Source organism: Hymenobacter jeollabukensis (assembly GCF_005771675.1).
In the GTDB taxonomy this organism is placed as follows: Bacteria; Bacteroidota; Bacteroidia; order Cytophagales; family Hymenobacteraceae; genus Solirubrum; species Solirubrum jeollabukense.
In genome coordinates this window covers 1-15,692 of sequence record NZ_VAJM01000016.1, presented here as the reverse complement: position 1 = coordinate 15,692, position 15,692 = coordinate 1, and the positions used below count along the sequence as shown (strand labels likewise).

At 55.2% G+C, this 15,692-nt stretch carries 8 protein-coding genes; 1 reads left to right on the top strand and 7 read right to left on the bottom strand.

Translation table 11 applies throughout. The features are described from left to right. Positions 1-85 precede the first annotated feature (85 nt). The 4 genes from FDY95_RS22760 to FDY95_RS22745 all read right to left on the bottom strand — a co-directional run bounded on the left by FDY95_RS22760 (position 86) and on the right by FDY95_RS22745 (position 9,939). The gene (locus tag FDY95_RS22760) at positions 86-4,930 is read right to left on the bottom strand and encodes a DNA translocase FtsK (protein ID WP_138081397.1); all 4,845 of its coding nucleotides are present in this window, start codon (positions 4,928-4,930) and stop codon (positions 86-88) included. A gap of 16 nt (positions 4,931-4,946) precedes the next feature. Beyond that, a complete protein-coding gene (locus FDY95_RS22755) occupies positions 4,947-5,570 on the bottom strand; it encodes a hypothetical protein (protein WP_138081394.1) in 624 nt (207 codons plus the stop codon). Positions 5,571-6,451: 881 nt separating this feature from the next. Beyond that, a complete protein-coding gene (locus FDY95_RS22750) occupies positions 6,452-7,984 on the bottom strand; it encodes a hypothetical protein (RefSeq protein WP_138081391.1) in 1,533 nt (510 codons plus the stop codon). Next, positions 7,972-9,939 carry a Druantia anti-phage system protein DruA gene (locus FDY95_RS22745; RefSeq protein ID WP_138081388.1) on the bottom strand — a complete coding sequence of 656 codons (1,968 nt, stop codon included), beginning with the start codon at positions 9,937-9,939 and terminating at the stop codon, positions 7,972-7,974. The genes FDY95_RS22750 and FDY95_RS22745 overlap by 13 nt, the downstream gene beginning before the upstream one ends. Positions 9,940-10,427: 488 nt before the next feature. Here FDY95_RS22745 and FDY95_RS22740 point away from each other — a divergent pair, with 488 nt between their 5' ends. Beyond that, positions 10,428-10,778, top strand: a complete 351-nt coding sequence (locus FDY95_RS22740; protein ID WP_138081385.1) for a helix-turn-helix domain-containing protein — start codon at positions 10,428-10,430, stop codon at positions 10,776-10,778. Positions 10,779-11,267: 489 nt separating this feature from the next. On the opposite strand, the gene FDY95_RS22735 is transcribed toward FDY95_RS22740, so the two are convergent. The 3 genes from FDY95_RS22735 to ltrA form a co-directional block, all read right to left on the bottom strand. Next, complete coding sequence (locus tag FDY95_RS22735; RefSeq protein ID WP_246074115.1) at positions 11,268-11,735, bottom strand: recombinase family protein; 468 nt, start codon at positions 11,733-11,735, stop codon at positions 11,268-11,270. A gap of 415 nt (positions 11,736-12,150) precedes the next feature. Continuing rightward, a complete protein-coding gene (locus tag FDY95_RS22730; protein ID WP_138081379.1) occupies positions 12,151-13,338 on the bottom strand; it encodes a Y-family DNA polymerase in 1,188 nt (395 codons plus the stop codon). Between the two features lie 68 nt (positions 13,339-13,406). Continuing rightward, positions 13,407-15,131, bottom strand: coding sequence for a group II intron reverse transcriptase/maturase (gene ltrA, locus FDY95_RS22725; protein ID WP_138081376.1), 1,725 nt, complete (start codon positions 15,129-15,131; stop codon positions 13,407-13,409). Positions 15,132-15,692: the final 561 nt, after the last annotated feature.

The window sequence follows — 15,692 nt, the reverse complement described above, 5'->3', positions numbered from 1 at the left end:
ATAGAGCACCAAAGACCCATGTATCGAAGGAATTATTAATATGATTTCTTCGATACATGGGTCTTTGCATTAGCTTTCTAGAATGTCAGGCGCTTCTTTCTTTTCGCAACTCATCAGTAGTTACAAAGAACCCTTGAAGCCTTTGCAATACGCCACCATGACGTACCAACAAATCCCCTTGCCCCAACAGGTTTTCGGCGCCGTTTTGGTCTAGGACAACCCGACTGTCTACTCCCGAAGCCAACTGGAAGGCAATACGGCCACCTAAGTTGTTTTTAAGGTTGCCAGATATGATTTTGCTATCTGGACGTTGAGTTGCAATAACTAAGTGAATGCCAACATTCCGAGCACGTTGGGCCAGCCTGCCCACAGCTAACTCAAATCCCGCACGCTCGCGCTTAGGCAAGGATTCTACCAAGTCAGCATACTCGTCTATTACTACCACGAGGTAGGGAAGCGGAGGAGCCTCAACTTTGGCGCGGTACTCGAGTAGGTTAACGCACTCGTACTGTCGTAGCAGGTTGGTACGACTGACAAGTTCGGTTGCCAATAGTTCTTGCAATGTTTCAACCGCTTCCTCAGGTTCAATAATCACGCGCCCACCCCGAACTTCAGGCCAATTGTTGAAGATCGTAAAGTCCGTTTGTTTGGGGTCAATGAGCACCCACTCGACCGAGCCAGTTGGGCTGAGATGGCGCAACGAGAGCAGCAAACTCCAGAGAAAACGGGTCTTGCCCGAACCAGAAGTGCCTCCTACCAACAAATGAGGTAGGGAAGCTAAACTAAGCCATTTTACTTGCCCGTCGGGGGCTACGCCTACTGGGATGGGAAGCGGACCCAAATCAGGGGGAGTTCCGTGCCTCAATATGGAAGACAGGGGGGCAATTTGGGGGTCTGGTCGTGGAATTTCAACGGCTACATAACTTGTACCGGGCAAATTATCAATGCGAGGTACCACCGTTAAACTTAATTCCCGTTGCATATCGATGGCCCGAGCCTGGAGTTGTGGCAGTTTCTGGTTGCGTTCTAGGCGTACTTTAAACCGAATGATACTGGGACCAATATCCGCCTGATATGGGTCGATAGATGCAGCAGGGGGGAGATGAAAATCCTGCAGGACTTCGTACAAACGAAGTGCTAATTGCTGGATTGCCTTTGAAGGTGCTGGTTTGGTTTCCGGCTGCTGAGTAACATGTACTGGTGTGGGTAAGGGGGGCGTAATTGTAGTTGCTGCAGGAACAGGTTTAGGTGCCGAAATAAATTCTATTTCGTCGGCATCCGACTTACGCGGTTTTTCAAATGTACTGGCGGGTGATGCCGGCTGGGTTGGAGAGGCTGGCGGTGTGGATGGAGGAAATGATGGAGGAGCCGATGGCGGGCTTGGGGTTACCAAATCGCTGACGAGTAGTTGTATATCCGGCTGGTTGATGTGCCAGAACTCAAGATCACGCCGTAGAGCTTCATCTGCGGCATGGGGGTCTCCGTGGATGATGTCAAAACCAGAATCTTCATTCCGGTTTAAGTTGACCTCAAGCAGCAAGAGATTCAATTTGGCCTTTTGCGTGCCGTTCAGCAACGCATCGAGTTGGTCCACCCATTCGGCCCACGAACGCGGCTCTATGTCAGCAGGACCTTTCAGGTAGTCTTTCCCTTCCAAGTAAAGTTGCTCCCGCAACAGTTCGCGCCGGCAATCGGTCAGCAAGTCGCCTCCCGTTTGCTGCAGAATGGGTAACAGAACCTTGGCCATCGCGCGGAGTTGCTCCCCGGGTGTGCCCGGCCCGTTGTCAGGGTGTGGACCGACCGCATAAGCTTTTACTTCGATTAAATCAACGTGCCATTGCCCGTCGCTGCCGTAACGTAGGCCAAGCAAGTCCGTACGTTGATTGGTGTCTCGCTGACATAGCCAGCGTCGGGCTAATGCGGAATCCAAACTCAATACCACGTGGTAAGGAGTCTTAGCCACATTCTGCTCGTACCACCGTAATGCCACGGCTAACCCAAACTGGCCTTTTAAAGCCGTGTCGGAAAACCCGCTGGTGTCCTTGGAACTGATAAGATGGAATAGTCCTGTTTGGCCAACTCCATCTAAGTCCCGAAGAAGGTCGGTCAGTTTGTCTGGTTTGGGCACATAATCCATTTGCTCAAGCATCCACTTCACGCGGTCGCGGAAACGTCGGCCGTAGCCGGTCACAACCATTTGGCCGTGCAGCGTGGTATCGTGCTTGAGCGCTAGCTGCTCATCACTGAGTGGATAAGGATGTTCTGGGAGAATAGCCCAAACTGTTCCGGTTAAAACCGTTGGAAGGTGCTCCGGGGGAACTTCGGGTGTGAGCATGCCAGACGCTTCCTGGTCGGGCCGTCCGCCGAAGCGCGACACTAAGTCATGAAATGCTCCAAATGGGTAGCGGTGGGCATCATCCGATTGTTGACTACGAGGCTCCAAAACGGGCCGTTCGCGATAGGTTTGGTACCTAAGGCGGCGCGGTAAACTCAACGGATGGAGGGAACTCGGTTCACGGTCCACTTGCAGATTGTCGATGCGAAAGGTGGCCGGTACAAGAAGCAAGTGAGCAGGCGCTCCTTTCTCGCTTGGACGCAGGTCGCCTCTGTCCGCTTGTTCGACAATTAGTTCTCCTTCACGCAGCCATCCCGCCCACTCCATGGGCAGAGAGAATGGCTGACTACCAAGAGGATAAGTTAAGGTTAGGTGAATGTTTCGAAATACAGGTTTCTCTGGTCGTGGTTTGGATGCCAACAGCGTTTTGATGTCGCGAGTAAAGCCTTCGAGGCGAGTTGGATGATGCACTACTAAACGCAGGGAATCCGATACCGGCGGATAAAGCAAGGCCAACTTGTGGGCTGCAGCAACTAGCAGCCCACCACTGCTGCGCTCACGCACGGTACCACTTGGCTGGTACTCAGGCCAAGTACCGCACCGTCCAGCAAAAGCCAGCGGTTGTATTCGCCCCGATGCATCCGGGATGACAACTGCCCGCAGAGGCTCAACCATTGATTCCGGCCAGTCAGGCAGCAAATTGTGCAGGTTTTTACCAGCCCCTTTTTTTGCTTTGTCTTCCAGCACATCTGCTAATTCAGCATACTTCCACAGTACCAACGGATGCAAGGGAGCCAGCATGACATATCCTCCTAAGCCGGCATCCTTTCCACTTGACCTTACTTCTACAGTATCCAGCCTCAATACATCAGGCAGTACAACATCGGCGCCCTCGCGACGAAGCACATCATAGTGGTCCGCTAGCGTTTGGCATAATTCCCGATAAGCGTCTTGGCTCATACGAGCTGCATCGCGCAGATCCGAGTCGGTTAACAGCGCTGCCAGTGGAGCCGCCGTCAACAGATCTGCCTCACGGGCTAACAATTCACGTGCTTCCAACCATTTACCCAGTAAAGCAGCTGCGTCTACTCCCCGCGTGAGCAATGGGGCTAAATCAGCTAACGCCTGACGAAGTTTGTGCCCGAAGGGTAGGCCAAAAGTATCTGTTGTAACTGGGGTTAAGTCTGCCCGAGCTGCTATTGTTAAGGACATAGCTGCCGGAAGGTCCAAGCGTCCTCCCAGCAAATCAGGTCCACAAAAAGCCTGTGTTACCCGAGCGCTGGTTCGCTCATGCGGGTGGTCAACATAACAAGAAGGACTTTGTAGAAGCCAAACGGATTTTGCCAATTTGCCTTCTGCAAATTTGCGCAAACTGCGCCGCAAATCTTTCGTCAATAGAGTCGCCTCCTTCAGTAACTCAGCGGGAGAAATCTCGGCAGCCCGCCTGATAATTGCTTCATCTAGAGATGCTTCAATTTTCGGCCGTGCAGGCCGGGTATTCACCTTCTCCCTAGTCCGCCTCCTCAACGTGCTTACGTCATCATCATCGCCGTCATAGGTAGGCTCTGCACCATCAGGTCCGTAACCAGGCTCATGGCTGCCTTCTGGATGAGAGCCTGTGCCGTCTCCCAAATTATCACCGCCATTATTGCCAGATTCCTCCTCATTATCGGACCCCGGGGTATGGTCACCAGGTGGAACAGAAAGTGAGCCGGCAGGAGGGATAAGCGGCTGGCCGGTCTTACTGTTAAGTGGACTGAGCAGTAATTGACGTGCCCGGGCCAAAGGAATAGCGTCAGCCCAGTCCCTGACTGCTTGCCCTGGCCTTAAGCGAGCAAATGCGGCATAAGCCGTTCGCAATTCAGCTGCCTCCTTTGGGTCTTTTTCAAGCCGCGAAATCTCAAACGCTCGGCGCAGGTCAGAATGTTCCCTTTCCTGTAGGCGGGCTACGAGCGCCGCATTTTCATGCAAACGACTCGGTATCTTATCAACGTGTTGAAAAAGGGGTTTATCGGGCAGTAAGTCCAGTAACGGAAGCCTATTGTAAAGGTCGGGATGAGAACTAGCAGCCGTGTAGTTCAGCATTTCCAGAATGCCAATCAACGGAAGTGATATTCCCCCGATTGGCTGGGCTAAAAATTGCCAGAAAGCAATATGTGGTTCGTTTAGGCTATTCTCCACTTGCTGTTGCGCGCCGAAACGGGCTACCTCATCGGGGCCAATTATGCCGTATCCCCGTTGAGTAAGCGAATGGATGCGGGGTTCGCGGGCCCCTCGCAGCACCACAAGATGCCAAGACGAAGTTGGCCGATTGTGTCGCGTGTCAATGGCTTTCTCTACTCCTCTGTTGGTCCGAGGCCCCGCGTTTTTGAGCAGCACCTTTTCTTCCGCACTTGAGAAGCCAACCAATGTTATGTAGCAACGCTCGTCTTCGGCCAATTTATCGAGCAACTGAGGCAGCCAATCCCCGATCGGCAATCCTTCCAGTAGCAGTCCAGTATACGGACCTCTTTCCGCCGCGTAACTCGGCAGGAAGTCGAATAATAACTGGAATAAGCGGTCTGATAGAGTCGGAAGCAGCGAAGTATCAAGCATAAAAGGAGGGTAGTAGCTACCAGGAAGTAGCAATCATGGTCACATCATCGGCATAGGTACGGGCGTAACCTAGCCGAGTCAATTCTTCGCGAATGTCGTGGGCGTTGCGTTTCAAATCAGCCAGCGTTACCCCACTTACACTTGCCTGGGCCAAGCGGGCCAAATCTTCTGGACCTCCTTCCCCACTCAGCAATCCCAATTGTCTGGAAGCCAAGCGCCAAAATTCCGTAGACGACACGGGTTTCTTGTCTGGCAAAAGTGATGGCACCAGTGCATCGTAAAGCGCAGCAGTAGGCCTAAGAGACCGGGCACCGGCGCCTTGTCGGCGGGGCCAGTACAGCCCTAGGTGGCGGCCAAGGTCATTTACACTATCAAGAGGAGTGGCAGAGGCTTGTTTTTGGGCAATGCGCTCAGACGCAGGGGGGCTCAGGGCACGACAGGCAGCTGCAAATAGAGAATCTTCACTGAGTTGAAATTGCTCGAAATCCTCTTCGTATCGTGCCTGCGCTTCTAAATCAGGTTTTGGGGTATCAGGTTCTTGTTGGCCCTTCTTTGGTTTTTTCGGGGCCTTATAAATCTCTTGGCCCCAGGCAATGTACTCCTCCTTGGATAGCATGTCCATGCCCTTTAGCTCCTCCATGAGGGCCGCAGTAAATCGCTCCTGCAGATGACTTCCAGCACGAGCTAAAGCCTGTTGACTGGCTGACCTCGCTCCCTCTGTTGGGGTGGAGGCACATAGTAGCAGGGGCACCGGCTCAGGCGAGTTCCCATTAAGTAGATGTAACCAAATGCCGAAGGTCGCCAGGGTTGTAAATCGGGTAAGCAGTTCGGTACCGGTCAAGGGCGCAAGGGCCAAATGACGCAAGAGGTTCACCGTGGCCTGGAGTGTAGGAGAACGAGATAACAATGCTCGCTCTTCAGGGCTCGCTTGTGGGAAAGGCCCAGGATGCTGCTGGTCCTTAGACGGGGTCCGTAGCAGCGGAAGAAGCAAACGATGTAGGGGGTCATCCTCGCGACAAAGAGCGCTTCGAAGTGATTGGGCTGGAGCCGTATCATGTTCATCAACAACCAACCGAGCAAGCAATTTGCCCACCCCCCGGTCGGAAGGATCGGTGCTTAAATGGCGCCAGTGAGTAAACGGCAATGTGGAGACGCTCGCATTTCTATAGAAGGAACCGTCTTGCGAAAGGACATCATCTATTCGTTGACGCCACGCATCCAGCACAACCGGTCGGGGCATTCGGCCATGAACCGCCCGTTGGAAGTTAGGCAGTTCCCTTAAGTGTTGCGCCGTTAACGGGTCTTTCACATTGCGCCCTGGGTGAGCGGCAAACACCTCCCCGACTAACCCCCATTCTGGAACAGAATTCTTCCATAGCTCTTTGAAGAAACCATTAGCCAAATGAGCAGGCTTGATGTCACGGTTCGGTTCGAATCCCCACAATTGAGTGGCCGCATTCCGAGCTGCCCGGGATAGGTTTAATGGCTTCGTTACCGAGTTGTCAGTTGTAGAGAATAAACTCATCCGCCGGGAAATAAGTAGGTGAATTGTCCTTCAGGCGATTGTACTAATCGAACAGAGTCTTCCGCCCCTGTTTCAAGATTAAGTATCCATACGCGGTCTGGTGTCGGTGGAATGCCGGTTGTTAGGGCGGCGCGAAAAGCGCCCACGCGCCGCTGAACTTCCTCGCTGGCGTATGCAGCTGGCATCCCTGCTGCCACGCGGCTCAGTTCGCGCCAAACTGGTAAATCAATGCGCAGGGTCGGCACAGGTTGTTCTCGATTCCGCCAACGCTCCGTTAGTAGGGTAAAAGTTAGGAAGGTCGGTTCGTAATCAGTTATCAAATCGACGGCGGGAGACGGCAGAGCCGGAACGCTAACCGTCACATCGTCGGCCCGCAGCAGAGCACCGGCGACGGCAGCCGTCGCCGGTGCGTCGGTATCGTAACGGTGCGTCTGGTAGAGGGGCCATATTTCGGAATCCGCGGACTGGGCACCTGTAAGGAGCCGTAGTTGCTGCCATACATTGGTTGCTGCCAGCAGCGGGTGCGTTTGTATCTGTGCCAGCAAGTCCGAGAACGTTTGTCGGTCACGCGGGAGTCCTAAAAGCAAGTCGTCACCAAGAGTGTTCTCAAAGAAAAACTGGCGTTTTAGTGACCGAAAATGCCGCTTCTGCTCCACGCGGGGCAAGTTCGAATTAGGAAGTTTGGGCATTCGGTTAGCTAACCATACTCCTAATTCACGGGGGGCATCCCATAATCCATGGGTATCATGATGCGCATGTACAAAGTCTGCAGGGTCCAATGCTTTTAATTCACGGTCGAGAGGACTGGCTTCTGTCCGTGGTACCTGAAAAAGGGCATCGTAATAATCTTCTTTCCCAAGCGCAGCTTTGGCTAATAATCCGAGCAACTGGTGCATAGTAGGCTGAATACCTCCTTGTGCTACCAACTTCAGAAGCGTGATTAAGCGGGCTTGCACCCTGGGCTCCCGAAGCGCACGGATGTTTGCTTGCACAATATCTGGCGCCGAATCAGGGTCTACGGTATTGAGAAGATGGTCTAGGGCTCCCAGGAACATCTTGCCCAATGTAGGCCGAGCGTTCAGCGGTATCAAAGCCACCTCCTCTGCCTCGCTCGTTCGTCCCATTAATTGAGCCGTTAGCGCCTCTTTGTCCGTAGTAGGCAACTCAGGAATTAGTGCCCGGAGTGGCCCTTCGTTTATTGCGATGAGCGCCGGCTTGGCAGTGATTTGTGCTTGCTCAATCCGCCCGATTAACTCCGTTTTGTTCGTTGCGCTCGCATCAAGTATCAGTTCTGTTTCGCCTGGAAACTCAGGAAGGCTACGTAGGTATTGAATCAGGTGCGTCTTTCCGTCCCCAGGGTTACCCGTGAGATAGACCCTGCATCCTCTATTGAGCAGCGCAATAATGCCTCCCTCCAAGGCTGGGTCCCGGATATGAAGTGTTTTTAATTCGTCTTTCCCAAGCTGTTCTGCGTAGCTCGCTCTGCCATCATTGAGACTGGCAAAGACTTTCCAATCTATTCTGGACATGCGTGGTCGGCCGAAAAAAAAATTGCGATTTGTTTGGGGTCTCTACTCTGGGGGCTGCTCTCCCCAAAATGTGCCAGGGAGGGCAGTACAGAACTATAATTCAACTTTGCCAGGATGTCCGGACGCTGAGCGCGTTTGACAAACCATCGGCTCTTCCAAAAATCGATAATTTGCTGGGTGCCTTCTTGAGGATTGTCTTGAGCGAAGTGCCAGGTGGGTGCACTGTCAATTCCCAGGAGGAATTGCTGCCAGTTGGTTGCAATGGGCAGGGCGTATACTAAGCGCGGACTAGCATGATTCTGCAAACGCTGCAGGCCCAACATGGCTAGGGCAGAAGCAATGCTACGCATCTTATAATTCACTCCTGCCGCGAATGTGTAGCTCTGTTCTGACTGGTCATGGCGCAGCATCTCTTGGATCAAGTTGTAGGCATGCTGGGATAGGTGCACATGCCCAAATCCTTCAGTACGGCCTACACCGATGTATTTAAGTGATCCTTTGTCGGTTGGAATCTTGATGCGATTGTATTGACTACTACCAACGTGATAGAGACTGGTTGTACCTAGCAAGACCAGTTCAGGCTGACGAACAAACTCTTTTCCGCTCATTCGACTCGCGATCACACTGCTCATAGTGCGGTAACGCTGCCGGTATTCAGTTGTCACTTGCGGGCTGGCCATAAGCATAGACACCAGTTTACCACCCAGCAGGTCACCGTATGGGGGAATAGCTCCACAAGTGGTAATCTCCATCATTGAAGCAGCGACGTGACGTTTCTTGATGCTGCGCAACGCGATACTTAAGGCCTTCTTACCTTCTTTGTAAGAAAACAAGCTTTCTAATCGTATGCTCTCATCGAGTAGTGCGGCCTTATCAAATTCGCAGAGCGCGTTTAATAGCTCTGCTAGTGTCACAGCTCGCTTGCGACGGAATAAATCAGTACGGGCATCCCACTCAAGACTAGAACTGAGTTTGTGTTGCCCTCGGTTAGCCACTGGCAAAAGGGCAGCGGCAGCCCGTAAACGAAGGCCAACCTCCAAGGTCGGCGCAACCAAGTCTGTAGGGGTTATGAGTTGCTCAGCCAGAAAATCGTCACAGTACACTTCGTCAATGGCCCTTCGCAATTCTGCTCGCAACGCATGTAGACGGGCAATTGGGTCAGGGGCAACTCGCAAAGCGGAGAGAGTCCATCCAACAAATTCGTCCCGGCAACTGATTTGTACAACTGCAGAGCCCAGAGCCGCAATTCCCATCACCGGGTGATTAAGCCTGGAGGCATCGCGAACCAAGTAGAACATGCGCCTACCAGGTTGCGTGTTAAAAGGCAAACTCCACGTATAGCGGCAGTACCGCCAGATGTCCAGCAATCGCAAACCAGTATGCTCGTCTAAATCCTCAGTAACTAACTGAAGATAAGGCTTTACAACTTCCATGAGCCTGGCTGTTCTTTTTGGCTCGGCAACTCGTAAAGCGGACTCGATATCGTTTGCTAATACTTGGGGATCAGCTAATAAATGCCGAACACTCACGCGCCGGCCTTCGTGATAGCGCACCCGCTCCATCCGCTGAATAAATCGCTGATTGAGTGGGTCTGCTAATTGTTCGTCGCGATGCGCAACCAACCCTTGGCGCAGATGCTGCTTGATTTCAAGTGGTGCCGGGGCAACATAACCCGGCTGGGCTGTCCGCGGGGTAGAATCTGGTGGATAGGCCTTCAAGCGGCCTGGCCGGGAAGAGTGGAAGTGCCATCCCTGTCCTGCTAAATCAGCAAGGACTCTGACAAAAACAGCTAACCGAAGTTCCTCGGGCCGGGACAGGGCAGCTGCTGGTAGCGTCTCCGTCAACCAATGACGCAAAGCAGCCGCTTGTTCCAGAGGAAGCCAATCGTTAGCTAGAACACCCCATAATGAGGTATTCACTGCTGTATCTGGTAATTGAGGAGTTAAATCGTACACAATTGGGAGTTTGGAACTAACGAAATCACAAGGCGACGGCTATACCACATGAGCATGAGGCGAGACTAATGCCCATGTGGTATAGCCGTCGCCTTGTGATTCGTGATAGGCAAACATACTAGATTGATTACAAAAACCGGAATTATATTCCGCAAAATGCAATCAAACGACGTAGATTTGCGTAATGATCATATTCACCGAGCGAAAGTTTCGGAACTTCGGCGGACAACTTGCTGGGGGCTGCCACAGCCCTGACAGTTTGGTACACTGGGTGGGTAGTGCTATTTGGCACTCTTGGTCAGATATCAGAACTAGTTATTCAACGGCCGATTCTATGTCGCAACTGACATTCATGTGTCAACAATTCGGACCAATCATTAGCGCTTAGTCGCTCGATATATTTTGATACTACTATGATATACATGCGATTCTTAAGCACACACCTGTCGACTATAAAGTGAACGCCTCAACTGTTAACCTACTAGGTCATGACGTTACACACTGAAGCTGAATACTTGGCGGCTTTGCGCCTATTTGATGCGTTGATTGATGCAGATTCAGCTAACAATGCTGCGCTATTACCACTGCAAGATGCTATTCATGCTTACGAGAAGGCGCAGGATTTCCACCCTGGAATTCCCCAAACTATAGCCGGACGCATTGAGATAGAAATGTTTCGTCGGCGCTTAAAGCAAAAGGAATTAGCAGCCCTTCTGGAAATCACTCCTTCGCGTCTCAATGAGGTGTTGAAGGGGAAACGGCAAATTAATCTTGACTTAGCCCGACGCTTATATCAAAAGCTTCAGATACCCGCCGATTTTATCTTGGATGCCGCTTAGGAGCCGTTGCGGCTTTTTGCTCACACCCACTCAAAGCACCACCAGTGACAACTTCCTCCACACATTCACGCATCGCCCTACGAGAGTTGGTAACCGGACTTGCTGACCCAGCTAATCATTACATAGTGAAAGCTCACTCGTATGTATTGGAGGGACGGACTTGGTACCTAGCGGTTCTTTATCTTCATCAAGCTGTTGTGTGGAACGTGGAGGTTGATGATGACGCCCTTACCTGTGATATCCTGCTTAATCGGCATCAACCCCAGATTAAATCCCGCATCAAAGTTTTCTATAGCCAGGTTTGGAGCATCACAAGTGGCACGGACCCTAAATGTGACACTGAGTATAATCGGCTTTATTTTTGTGCGGAGACACTAGCAAATTATCCGTTGGCAACTGAGTGCATCTAGTATAAAGTGGGGATTGGGATTACTCCACGGCAATGAGGCGAGTCACGATGTTCTTCTTTCAGAAGAGGTGGTACACGCCTTAAGCATTTTTTAGCTTCTGGGCGTAATTATATACCGTGCCATACGCTACGCCTAACTGCTTGCTGACCTGATTCATGGATAGTCCTTCGCTCAGTAGTTGAGCAATTGCTTCCTGTTTAGCGGTCACTAGACGTGGACGGGCCACGTGCTTACCCTGGGCCTTAGCCCGTGCCATGCCAGCGCGCACACGCTGGCTGATGAGCGCGCTTTCAAACTGGGCCAGCGAGGCCATGACGTGGAACACCAACTCGCCCATGGGCGTGGTCGTGTCGATGTTTTCCTGGTAGGAGATGAAGTCCCCGCCCAAGCTCTGGAACTCCTTCAGCGCGTTGACCAAGGCCTGGGTGGAGCGGGCGAAGCGGTCGTAGCGCCAGACCAGCACCGCGTCGAGTTGCCGTTTCTGCGCGGCGGCCATCATCCGTTTGTACTGGGTGCGCTCCTCGCTGGTGCCTGAGGCCTGGTCCACCAAATTTAGCGTTCTGCGTTATGCCTGCTCCTACTTTTTTTGAGCTTACCCCTGACCAAAAAGTGCTGAAATTTCGCTGGCCGGCGGAAGCTGGTGATGAAAGCGTAGGCACCTTGTTTGATGATTTTGACTGGCATGTAAGTCCGGTTGGGGTACGCCGGTTGCTGGTGGATTTGCGCGCAGGAAACAATACCGTTGCCAACGAGGTGGACTGGGTCTACACCATCAAGTTCCCTGCTATAGCCTGCTATGACCGGGAAACGCCGCTACGGGCGGCATTCTTACTCAACCCCATACAGGAGCGCTGGCTACAGAAACTTCCTGCCCCCACTTTTCAGGGCCTGCACGGCTTTGCGGCTGCTACCTTCCAGGACGAGAGGGCGCGACCACGGATTGGCTTCAAGCAGACTCCTGATCAGGAGCGAACCGTCAGCAGTTCCTCGAAGCGCGTGGTATACGCTGGGGAGCACATCGCCGACTTGCCCAGCCAGGGCCGGGGCCGCCCGGGCTGGCTGGCGCAGGTAGCCACCTGCACGGTGTTGGACCCATAACGCGCGTTGAGTTGGTCGAGGCACTGCATCAGGCGCGGGTGCTCCGGCAGTTTGGCCGGCTGCGCGAACAAGCTCAGCTGCTGCTGGCCGGCGGGCTCCATGCCGTCGAGCACTACCCCGGCTTTGGTGTAGGCCGTGCCTGGGCGCCACAACTGCTGCACCAGTTGCCGGGCGACGCGCACCAGGGCCAGCGTATCGCTCGTGGCCATGGGCAACGCAACCACGGCGGACGCGGAGTAAGGGGGCGGGGAGCCGTCGAAGCGGCTCCAGCTCAAAAACACGGTCAACAGCCGGGCGCCGTCCTGCTGCCGGCGTAGCTTCTCCGCCGCGCGGGACGTGAAGGCCGCCACGGCGCCGAGCACGTCGGCCTGGGCCCGTAGCGGCCGGCCGAAGCTGCGGGAATGGCATATACTGCGCCGGGCTAGCGTACCATCCTCGCTCGGCATGATGCCCAAACACGAATGCCCCTGCAGCTCGCGCACCAGGCGCACGCCCACGACACCGCCCAGGTGCTTGCGGGCCCAGCTCTCGGGCACCGCCGCCAACTCGGCGGCCGTCGCGATGCCGTGGCTGGCCAGCAGCTGCGCGTAACGCCCGCCGACGCCCCACACGTCCTCGGCCGGCAGCTGCGCCAGGGCCCACTGCCGCCGCGCCGGTGAGTCGAGGCACAGCACGCCCTGCAGCTCCGGCCGCTTTTTGGCCAAACGGTTGGCGACCTTGGCCAGGGTCTTGGTCGGGGCAATGCCAATGCACGTCGGAATGTGGGTGCGCTTCAGCACGCCGGCGCGCAGCCGCTGGGCGAAGGCCACCAAATCCGGCTCCAGCCAGCGCTGCATGCCGTGCAGGTTGAGAAAGCACTCGTCAATGGAGTAAACCTCAATTTCGGGCACCTGGGACGCCAAAAACAGCGAGACCCGTTCGCTCATCGACCCGTACAGCGGATAGTTTGAGGAAAAGGCCCGCCCGCCGTGCTGCTGCAGGATGGCGCGAATCTGAAAGTACGGGTCGCCGCGGCGCAGGCCCAGGGCCTTGCTCTCGTCGGTCAGGCTCACGATGTTATGGTCAGCCGGGGAATCGCTCCCCCGGCTGCCACTTCAGAACCGTGCATGAGACTTTCACCTCACACGGCTCCTCGTTGTGTACCGCTACCGCGAGCTGCCATACTGCCGTCCTGCTTCGTCTTCTGGTCGTGACAGTGCCGGTGCAGCAGTTGCAGATTCGCCAACTCCTCCTTCCCGCCGCGTATTCGGGGTACGCGGTGGTCCTGTTCGAGTATATCCGTGTCCGTAAAGTAGAGCTTGCACCACCCGCAACGCCCGGCCTGTTGCTTCAGCAGCGCACACGTGCGTCGGCTCAAGCCGTGGTAGTCCCGCAGGCGGGCGCCCCAGTACACCCACCGGCCGTCGAAGGGGGAGCGGCTGCCCGCCACCTTGACGTGTCGTTTGATACGGGTGAGGCTATGCGTGTGCAGCCGCACGCCCTGCGGCGTGTCGAATTTCCAGCTGCCCTGCTCTAGCCGCCAGTATTTGTGGACGATACGGCGTTTGTGCTTGCCGCTGTGCCGACGGGTGGCCCAGCGACGCAGCTTGTGGTGCAGGGTGTAATCCAGCCGGGAGAAGACGTCTTTGGCCACCACGCCCGCGTAGTAGGCGCACCAGCCGCGTATCACCGGGTTCAGTTCCCGGATGAGGGCGGCCTGGGGCGAGCCGCGCTGCCGGTACACGATTTCGCCTAACCGGCGGTCGTGGCGCTGCTGCGCGGTACGGGAGGGCTTGATGATCGTCTTGTATCCTAGCGGGATGCCCCGTGGGCTCTTCCCTGTGTGGGTACGTCCCACCGGGAATTGCCGGACCGTCATGCCCAGGAAATCGAAGCCGGCCGGGTGCTGCGGCGTGTGGTGCAGGGTGTGCACCACGCGCGTTTTGGCCGATTTCATGGCCAGTCCCAGCTGCGCCAGCCAGTCCGCCAGCACCTCCCGACAGGCTTCAACGACGTGTCGGTCTTCGTGCAGGACCACGAAGTCGTCGGCGTAGCGGATCAGGGTTGCTTTGGGACTCAGGCGGGTGCGGCTGATGCGCCGTTGCCGGAAGTGCGTCTGGATGACCGTTTCCATGCCATGGAGGGCGATGTTGGCCAGCAGCGGCGAAATGACACCGCCTTGCGGGGTGCCGGCTTCGACGGGCTGAAACACGTCGCCGTCCAGTACCCCGGCCCGCAACCAGCCTTTCAGCAGGCGCCGGAACAGGGGCATGATGGCCACTTTGGCTAAAAGCCGTTCGTGGTCGATGCGGTCAAAACACTTCTCGATGTCGGCGTCCAGCACCCACTTCGCCCGCTGGTTGATGCAGTTGTAGATGGCCCCAATGGCGTCGTGCGCCGACCGGCCGGGCCGGAAACCGTAGCTGTTGGGCTCGAACCGGGCTTCCCACTCGGGTTCCAGCGCCAGCTTGACCAGGGCCTGCAAGGCCCGGTCGTGCATGACGGGAATGCCCAACGGGCGCTTTTCGGTAGAACCCGGCTTCGGAATCCAGACCCGGCGCAAGGGCTTGGCCGCGCACCGGAACCAGAGCCGACGGCTGAGCCGCAAGCGCTGTGTGTCGGTGAGCGACTTCACCCCGTCGATGCCGGCCGTGCGTTTGCCTTGGTTGTCCTGGGTGACTTTGCGAACGGCCAGGAGCTTGGCCGCCCGGGATTTACTCAAGAGTTTTTGGAGTTGGCGCACCTGGCGGGAATCCCCCCGGAGGCTGGCCTGGTAAATGCGTTTTTGCAGTCTGAAGACCGTACGCTGGAGTTTCTTCCAGGGCAGGGCCTTCCATTCATCCATCTGCGGGGAGGCAGTGTCCATCGTCTTGACTGCTACTGGCTACATGTACCGATACACAACGGGCGCAAGTGGGCATATCCGCCGGCTTTCCCGGCGGCGTTGGCTTCTTGCGCCATCCTGCCACGGGCCGGCGTGTAGCTGGCTGCCCACTGCCGAAGCAGAGCCGTTCCGTGGTTTCCCTGTTCCATCTGTCTGTTTCACGAAAGGGTAGCGCCCCACTCAGTCACCGGGTTGTGCTGCGAATGAGCAGCGGTGGTCGGAAACGCATTACCACCGCTCGACAACCAGTCCCTTTTGGGCAAGCTTCTCATACTGGCTAAGCTTGGTCAACGTAACGATGAGTAGTGGATTCAGAATTCTTGCGCATGCTTTCACACTTGCGGGGATGGCCGGCCAGTCTCCGACGTACCCGCGTTCTTTCCCGCTTCACCCGCCCGGTTTGCCACGTCGGGCAGATGGGGAAAGCGTTTTCGCCCGCTCATCAGGGCGGCAGAGAATTGAACTCTGCACCAGACAGATAGTTATTCGTTAGCCCGAGCTAAAGAACGCCTGCTTATGTAGTTCGCAGGCAACAGGTCGCAC

Coding starts and splice junctions, on each gene's coding strand:
- FDY95_RS22760 (WP_138081397.1), bottom strand. CDS start 4,930: ATGCTTGATACTTCGCTGCTTCCGACTCTATCAGACCGCTTATTCCAG.
- FDY95_RS22755 (WP_138081394.1), bottom strand. CDS start 5,570: ATGGAGGAGCTAAAGGGCATGGACATGCTATCCAAGGAGGAGTACATT.
- FDY95_RS22750 (WP_138081391.1), bottom strand. CDS start 7,984: ATGTCCAGAATAGATTGGAAAGTCTTTGCCAGTCTCAATGATGGCAGA.
- FDY95_RS22740 (WP_138081385.1), top strand. CDS start 10,428: ATGACGTTACACACTGAAGCTGAATACTTGGCGGCTTTGCGCCTATTT.
- ltrA (WP_138081376.1), bottom strand. CDS start 15,131: ATGGACACTGCCTCCCCGCAGATGGATGAATGGAAGGCCCTGCCCTGG.